The sequence below is a fragment of the Streptomyces sp. NPDC058691 genome (genome assembly GCF_042714775.1).
Classification (GTDB): domain Bacteria; phylum Actinomycetota; class Actinomycetes; order Streptomycetales; family Streptomycetaceae; genus Actinacidiphila.
Map to the genome: position 1 here is coordinate 1 of NZ_JBHXSO010000124.1, position 7714 is coordinate 7714.

General features: G+C 72.2%; 7 protein-coding genes. 6 read left to right on the plus strand and 1 reads right to left on the minus strand.

Annotated elements, in window-relative coordinates:
• Window positions 1-83: 83 nt before the first annotated feature.
• Window positions 84-707, minus strand: coding sequence for a DUF461 domain-containing protein (locus ACFWVC_RS38225; protein WP_384299248.1), 624 nt, complete (start codon window positions 705-707; stop codon window positions 84-86).
• A 634-nt stretch (window positions 708-1341) separates the two neighbouring features.
• On the opposite strand from ACFWVC_RS38225, the gene ACFWVC_RS38230 reads away from it, so the two are divergent.
• From ACFWVC_RS38230 to ACFWVC_RS38255, 6 genes are all read left to right on the plus strand, one after another.
• Window positions 1342-1824 (plus strand): CarD family transcriptional regulator, encoded by a 483-nt coding sequence (locus ACFWVC_RS38230; protein ID WP_018559600.1) that lies wholly within the window; start codon window positions 1342-1344, stop codon window positions 1822-1824.
• Window positions 1825-2158: 334 nt separating this feature from the next.
• On the plus strand, window positions 2159-2890 hold the full coding sequence (gene ispD / locus ACFWVC_RS38235) for a 2-C-methyl-D-erythritol 4-phosphate cytidylyltransferase (protein ID WP_384299265.1): 732 nt from the start codon (window positions 2159-2161) through the stop codon (window positions 2888-2890).
• Window positions 2880-3377 (plus strand): 2-C-methyl-D-erythritol 2,4-cyclodiphosphate synthase, encoded by a 498-nt coding sequence (gene ispF, locus ACFWVC_RS38240; RefSeq protein WP_384299253.1) that lies wholly within the window; start codon window positions 2880-2882, stop codon window positions 3375-3377. The genes ispD and ispF overlap by 11 nt, the downstream gene beginning before the upstream one ends.
• 100 nt (window positions 3378-3477) lie before the next feature.
• Window positions 3478-4872, plus strand: coding sequence for a cysteine--tRNA ligase (gene cysS / locus ACFWVC_RS38245; protein ID WP_384299256.1), 1395 nt, complete (start codon window positions 3478-3480; stop codon window positions 4870-4872).
• An 89-nt stretch (window positions 4873-4961) separates the two neighbouring features.
• A complete protein-coding gene (gene rlmB / locus ACFWVC_RS38250; RefSeq protein ID WP_384299259.1) occupies window positions 4962-5918 on the plus strand; it encodes a 23S rRNA (guanosine(2251)-2'-O)-methyltransferase RlmB in 957 nt (318 codons plus the stop codon).
• Window positions 5919-6084: 166 nt separating this feature from the next.
• Window positions 6085-7692, plus strand: a complete 1608-nt coding sequence (locus ACFWVC_RS38255) for a DoxX family protein (protein WP_384299262.1) — start codon at window positions 6085-6087, stop codon at window positions 7690-7692.
• The last annotated feature ends 22 nt before the right edge of the window (window positions 7693-7714 follow it).

Genomic DNA, 7714 nt, shown 5'->3' on the forward strand with positions numbered 1-7714 from the left:
CGCCAGGACCGCCGGGGGCCCACGACGCCAAAGGGGCCCCGGGAGCGCATCGCTCCCGGGGCCCCTTTCGCGGTGTCAGGGGGTCACGGGGTCGGAGACCCGGTGGCGGAGCCGCTGACGCTGGAGGACGGGCTGCCGGAGGGCTTGACGGGCTTGCCCGTGGCGCCGGCGGTCCCGCTCGGGCTCGCGGCGGCCTCGGTGGGGCCGAACGAGGCGTAGTAGTCCGTGGCCGGCAGCGCGAGGGTCTGCAACGTGACCTCACCGGTCTTGCTGAAGTCGAAGACGACCTTCTGGAAGTCGCCGTCGTTCTTGCTCTCCGTGCCGCCCGCGATGGTGGCGGACGGGTTGCCGTCCCCGCCGATCAGCACGGAGCCGTGGCCGGGGACCTTGATCGGGCCGGACAGCTCGGCCTGCTGTGCGCCGACGGTCACGGACTCCAGCGTCTGCTCGTCCGTGCCGTTGTTGAAGACCTTGGCGGAGATCGCGGACGAGCCGCTCGTACCGGTGGCCTGGGTCAGGACCACGGCGTTCTGGACCTCGATGTCGCCCACGCTGGTGGCCGCGTGGTCGGGCCGGACCTGCAGTGTGTCGGCGTGGTTCCCCGCGGCGCACGCGGCGAGCGGGACCAGCGACAGCGCGAGGACGGTGGCGAGGGCGCCACGTCGAAGCCAGGGGGCGCCCCCGGCCGGAGGTTGGGGGAGGCTCACGGCGGCGGCATCTCCTTGGGCAGGGTGTGGAGGTACAGGTGTACGGACGTACGGGACTTGTGACTTACCAAGTGCGGGCTTAGGTTACCGAGCCCGCCTCCCGGCCCCGCACCGGGCCACCCTTCGGCGGGGCGGGCTCACCCGCCCGGGTGCCCCGAAGGCCCTCCCGGACCTCCGCGGGACCCCCTTCGAGCGCCCCGCTCGCTCCCCTCCGCTCCACGTACGCTCCCCGTCCGCGCCGCGCGGGAATCCATTCCGGCATTACGCCGAACGATTTGCGCCATCCCGGCATGATCGATTTACCGCTGATCGCCCGGACGGAAATCCGGCGGGGCGCAAAAATGGATCGCCGCACTCCATGGCGGCCGAACGGAGTAGCGGCAGACCCCCCGCAAGGGAGGGACAAAACCGGATGTTACGTCCCATGATCAGGGTCTCCGCGCGGTGTGACAGGCGTGTTTCAGCCTCCCCTGATACCCGCTCCGACCTGCGAATACCGCCTTCCGCTCGCCTCGCGCAGCACGTCCCGGGCGCCCTTGTCAAGCCCCGAGATATGCCCTGACCTGCGAAAACGCCATTCAGAACCGGCCGTTTCCGTGTTACCCTGGATAGCCACGGAAGGGGTACCTGTCACATGACGTTCAAGGTTGGCGACACCGTGGTCTATCCCCATCACGGGGCCGCGCTGATCGAGGCCATCGAAACTCGCCAGATCAAAGGCGTGGACAAGACCTACTTGGTGCTCAAGGTCGCCCAGGGCGACTTGACGGTACGCGTGCCCGCGGACAATGCGGAGTTCGTCGGTGTGCGCGACGTGGTCGGTCAGGAAGGGCTGGACCGGGTCTTCGAGGTGCTGCGGGCACCGTACACCGAGGAGCCGACCAACTGGTCCCGCCGCTACAAGGCAAATCTGGAGAAGCTCGCCTCCGGCGACGTCATCAAGGTCGCGGAAGTCGTGCGCGATCTGTGGCGCCGTGAGCGGGAGCGGGGACTGTCGGCCGGCGAGAAGCGCATGCTCGCCAAGGCCCGTCAGATCCTGGTGAGTGAGCTCGCGCTCGCGGAGAACACCAACGAGGACAAGGCCGAGACCCTTCTCGACGAGGTTCTCGCGTCCTGACGCGGATTCCCGCGGTGCCCGGTGCGTCCCGTACGCCGGGCACTGCGGCGTACCCGGAGGCCTGTACGGGCCTTCATGGCGCGCCGCCGCTCACGGCCGACCGTCCGGTGTGACGGCGCGGCGGTATGACCGGGTGACCCGTGAAACGGGGTGCGGGATGGTTGCCCCGTGCCGTGCGCGTGCCCGATCGGACACCGTTCAGCGCATCCGGCGTTCCTTCGCGTTCGCTCGTGCGTCGACTCCCCCTGCATACTGAGTGCCGGACCCGGGCAGCCGGTCCTGTCGGTGTCACGGAAGGGTCCGACAGCGGCCTCGTGCCCGGCACGTTGAGGCGATACCCAATTCGGCCAAGGACACAAACCTGACTACCGCGGCAGTCATTCCCGCCGCCGGACGTGGAGTCCGGCTCGGCCCCGGTGCGCCCAAGGCGTTGCGCACCCTGGGCGGCGTTCCCATTCTCGTGCACGCCGTGCGCGCCATGACCCGCGCCCGCGCGGTGTCGCTGGTCGTCGTCGTGGCGCCCCCGGACGGCGTCGCCGAGGTCAGGGCGCTGCTGGACAGCCACGGGCTGCCCGAGGCCAAGGACATAAGGATCGTTCCCGGCGGTGACACCCGCCAGGAGTCGGTGCGGCTGGGGCTGGCCGCCCTCCCGGACGAGGTCGAGGTCGTGCTGGTGCACGACGCGGCCCGCCCCCTGGTGCCGGTCGACATGGTCGAGGCCGTGGCCGCCGCCGTCCGCGAGGGCGCCCTGGCCGTGGTGCCGGGCCTGCCGCTGGCCGACACGGTCAAGCAGATCGAACCGGCCACCGGCGCCGTCGTCGGCACCCCCGAGCGGGCCCTGCTGCGCGCGGTGCAGACCCCGCAGGGCTTCGACCGTGTCACGCTGGCCAAGGCGCACGCCACGGTCACCGGCGAGGTCACGGACGACGCGTCCATGGTCGAGCGGCTGGGTGTCCAGGTGCTGGTCGTCCCCGGCCACGAAGAGGCCTTCAAGGTGACGCGCCCGCTGGACCTGGTCCTCGCCGAGGCGGTCCTGGCACGACGGAGGGCCTCCGATGAGTACTGACCGGGTTCCCGGCCTGATCCCCCAGGTCGGCATCGGCACCGACATCCACGCCTTCGAGGCGGGCCGCGAGCTCTGGATCGCCGGCCTGCTCTGGGAGGGCGAGGGCGACGGACTGGCGGGCCACTCCGACGCCGACGTCGTCGCGCACGCCGCGTGCAACGCGCTCTTCTCCGCCGCCGGCCTGGGCGACCTCGGTGCCCACTTCGGCACCGGGCGCCCGCAGTGGTCGGGAGCGTCCGGTGTGACCTTGCTCACGGAGGCCGCCCGGATCGTTCGCGAGGCCGGCTTCGGCATCGGCAACGTCGCCGTCCAGGTGATCGGGCCCCGGCCCAGGATCGGCAAGCGGCGGGACGAGGCCGAGGCCATCCTGTCCCGCGCGGTCGGCGCCCCGGTGTCGGTGTCGGGTGCCACGACCGACGGCCTCGGCTTCACCGGCCGGGGCGAGGGGCTGGCGGCCGTCGCCACGGCGCTCGTCTACCGGGTGTAGCGGGCCGCGCCACACGTACGGGTGACGCCCGGTGTCACAACCCCGTGAAGCCGGTGTCAGGCCGTCCGCCGCACGGGTCCCGGGCCACTACCCTTGATGCGTGACTATTCGCCTGTACGACACCAACGCGCGCCAGGTCCGTGACTTCACCCCGCTCACGCCGGGCTGCGTCTCGATCTACCTGTGCGGCGCGACCGTGCAGGCCGCCCCGCACATCGGCCACATCCGGTCGGGGCTGAACTTCGACATCATGCGGCGGTGGTTCGCCCACCGCGGCTATGACGTCACGTTCGTCCGCAACGTCACGGACATCGACGACAAGATCATCGCCAAGTCGGTCACCGAGAACCGCCCCTGGTGGTCGATCGGTTACGACAACGAGCGGGCGTTCAACGCCGGTTACGACGTGCTCGGCTGCCTGCCGCCCACGTACGAACCGCGCGCCACCGGGCACGTCCCCGAGATGATCGAGATGATGCGCGGTCTGATCGAGCGCGGCCACGCCTACGCGGCCGAGGGCAACGTCTACTTCGACGTGCGCTCCTTCCCCGGTTATCTCGGGCTGTCCAACCAGGAACTGGACAACCTGCGCCAGCCCGAGGGCGAGGGCGAGACCGGCAAGCGGGACCCGCGCGACTTCGCGATGTGGAAGGCCGTCAAGCCCGGCGAGCCGTCCTGGGAGACCCCGTGGGGCCGCGGCCGCCCCGGCTGGCACCTGGAGTGCTCCGCGATGGCCCACAAGTACCTGGGCCCCGCCTTCGACATCCACGGCGGCGGCATCGACCTGATCTTCCCGCACCACGAGAACGAGATCGCCCAGTCCAAGGCGTACGGCGACGACTTCGCCGCCTACTGGGTGCACAACGCCTGGGTCACCATGAGCGGCGAGAAGATGAGCAAGTCGCTCGGGAACTCGGTGCTCGTCAGCGAGATGACCAAGCGCTGGCGGCCCATCGTGCTGCGCTACTACCTCGGCACCCCGCACTACCGCTCGATGATCGAGTACAGCGAGGAGTCGCTGCGCGAGGCCGAGTCGGCGTTCGCGCGGATCGAGGGCTTCGTGCAGCGCGTCGTGGAGATGGCCGGTCCGGTGGAGCGGGCCGCCGAGGTGCCGCCCGCGTTCGCCGAGGCGATGGACGACGACCTGGGCGTGCCCCAGGCGCTGGCGATCGTCCACACCACCGTCCGCCAGGGCAACTCCGCGCTGACCGCGGACGACAAGGAGACCGCGGTCGCCCGTCTCGCCGAGGTCCGTGCGATGCTGGGCGTTCTCGGTCTTGACCCGCTCGACGAGCACTGGTCCGGCGGCGAGCGCAGCGAGGACCTGCACGGGGTCGTGGACTCCCTGGTCCGCCTGGTGCTGGAGCAGCGGCAGGGGGCGCGGGCCCGCAAGGACTACGCGACCGCCGACGCCATCCGCGACCAGCTGCAGCAGTCCGGCCTGGAGATCGAGGACACGCCCTCCGGCCCGCGCTGGTCGCTCGGCTCGCGGTAGGCGCCGCGCCCGGCCTCCGGGCCATTATTGATACGTACGTTCACGCAGGAGCAGCCGTACGCGGTTGTGTAGCAGGAAACAGGTGACCCATGGCCGGCAACAGCCAGCGCAGGAACCGCCGTACCGCCAACAAGAAGGGCGCGACGGTCGGCAGCGGCGGGCAGCGGCGCAGGGGCCTGGAGGGCAAGGGCCCCACCCCGCCCGCCGAGGCGCGCAAGGGGCACGCCAAACAGCGTGCCGCGAACGCGAAGGTGAAGCGCGCCGCCTCCACGCAGTCCCGCCGTCCCTCGGGACGCGGCGCGAAGTCCACGTCCGAACTGGTCGCGGGGCGCAACCCGGTGGTCGAGGCGCTGCGCGCCGACATCCCGGCCACGGCGGTCTACGTCCAGCAGTTCATCGACAACGACGAGCGCGTGCGCGAGGCCGTCAAGCTCGCCACCGAGCGCGGTGTGCCGTTGATGGAGGCGCCGCGCCCGGAACTGGACCGCATCACCAACGGCCTGAACCACCAGGGCCTGGTGCTGCAGATCCCGCCCTACGAGTACGCCCACCCCGAGGATCTGGCCGCCGCGGCGTTCGACGCGGGCGAGGACCCGCTGATCGTGGCGCTGGACGGGGTCACCGACCCGCGCAACCTCGGCGCGGTCGTGCGTTCGGTGGCGGCCTTCGGGGGCCACGGGGTCGTCGTCCCCGAGCGCCGCGCGGCCGGCATGACCGCCGGCGCCTGGAAGACCTCGGCCGGCACCGCGGCACGGGTCGCGGTCGCCCGCGCGACCAACCTGACCCGCACGCTGGAGGCGTACCAGAAGGCCGGGCTCACGGTCGTGGGCCTCGCCGCGGACGGGGAGGTCGAGCTGCACGAACTGGAGCTGCTCGGCGGCCCGGTCGTCGTCGTCGCCGGTTCCGAGGGCAAGGGGCTGTCCCGGCTCGTGGGCGAGACCTGCGACGTGCGGGTGCGCATCCCGATGCCGGGCGGCGCGGAGTCGCTGAACGCTGGTGTCGCGGCGGGCATCGTGCTCTACGAGGCGGCGCGCCGCCGGGCGTGACCGTTTCGATTCAGGACAAAACCGCTGGTTGACGGGCCTCGGACAGAAGAGGCCCGTCACACAGTGTCCTTATCGGGTGTCACTCGGTTAGATGAGTGTGGACACCAGAACACCCCGCACTCCTCCGGGGGGACGGGCCGCGGCACCCGACGAGCCCGTGCTCACCATGCACAAGATCGCGTCCGACCCGGCCCAGGTCATCGTCAATCACGCGAGCTTCCGCGTGCAGCTCGGCGCGTCGTCCGCGCGTGCGATGGCGAGGACCGCGCGCGTCCCGGTCATTCCCACGTCCGTGCGTCCCTCCGCCGCCGCGCAGCGCCGCGGCGCGCCGCTGGTGTGGTCCGGGCGCAGCCGCCCCGGCGACGCGGCCGCCACACAACTGCTCTCCGCCGTAAGGCAGAGCAACTCCGACGGCCTCGACGCCGGCGCAACGACCCAGGTGCTGCCGCGGATCGAGGAGCACCCGCAGCCCCTCGTCGGCGCGCCCCGCCGTCCCCCGGCGCCCGACGAGATGCTCGGCGGCCTGCGCCCCGCGCGCGGCGCCTTCGACGACCACGACGAGTCCGAGGACACCGGCGAGTTCGCGTACGCGGCGCACTACGACGTCGACGACGAGGCGGAGTTCGGCCCGGACGACGACCAGCGCTACGGGCAGGGCCCGGGCCATGGCCGCACGCGCCGGGCCGACCGGGGCGAGCCGATCCGGCATGCCTACTACCCCGGCCGCCGGATGAACCTCGGCATCGTGCTGCTGCCGCTGCGGATCTTCCTCGGCTTCATCTCCATCTACGCCGGCATGGGCAAGCTCTGCGACCCCGTCTACTTCGACGGCGGCAAGCGCGGCTCCATGGTCACCTGGCTCAACTCGCTGGACCCGTGGGCGGCGGCCGAGCCGCTGCGCGACCTGGCGCTCGCGCACCCCATCGGGGCCGGGCTGACGGTCGCCTTCCTCCAGGTCATCGCGGGTGTGCTGACGGTCTTCGGGCTCTGGCAGCGGTTCGCGGCGTCGATCGGCGCCCTGCTGTCGGCCGCGCTGCTGGTCACCGTGAGCTGGCGGACCGTTCCGGCGTACGACGCGCCCGACATCGTCTATCTGGCCGCCTGGAGCCCGCTGGTCATCGCGGGCGCGCCGGTCTACTCCGCCGACGGACGGCTGGCCTCGGAGGCCTGGCGCCGGCTCGGCCCGCGTGCCCCGCTGTGGGAGCTGCGGCGCCGCGTGCTGCGGCGCGGCGCGGTCCTCGCCACGGTGCTGGCCGGTGTCGCGCTGGTGGTCGGTGCCACGCTGGGCACGGCCGTACGGTCCACCGCGCCGCACTCCCACGTGCCCGGCCCGACCGACCTGCCGACCAACGACCTCAACGGCTCCCCGCTGCCCGAGGTGCCAGGTGAGGACTCGGCCAAGCCGTCCACGGCGCCCTCGGCCTCGCGGTCCGGTGAGCCGTCGGCCTCGCCGTCCAGTTCACCCTCCACGCCGAGCGCCCCCTCCTCGGCGCCGAGCGTCACCCACTCCCGCTCCGGTACGGCCGGCACGGGCTCGGCGGGCGGCGGTACGGGCAGCAGCCCGACGCACACCGTGCCCTCCACCCAGCCGCGGCCGACCCAGCCCAGCAACCCGCCGCCCTCGACCGGTGGCGGCGGTTCGAGCGGCGGTGGCAGCGGCGGCGGTTCCTCCGACAGCGGCGGCGCGCTCGGCGGCCTGCTCGGCAGCGGTGAGACCTCCGGCTGGCTGCTGGGTGCCCCGGCGCACCGTGCGGGGGCCGGAAAGGTCGCATAACGGCCTGTATGCCCATGAGGCG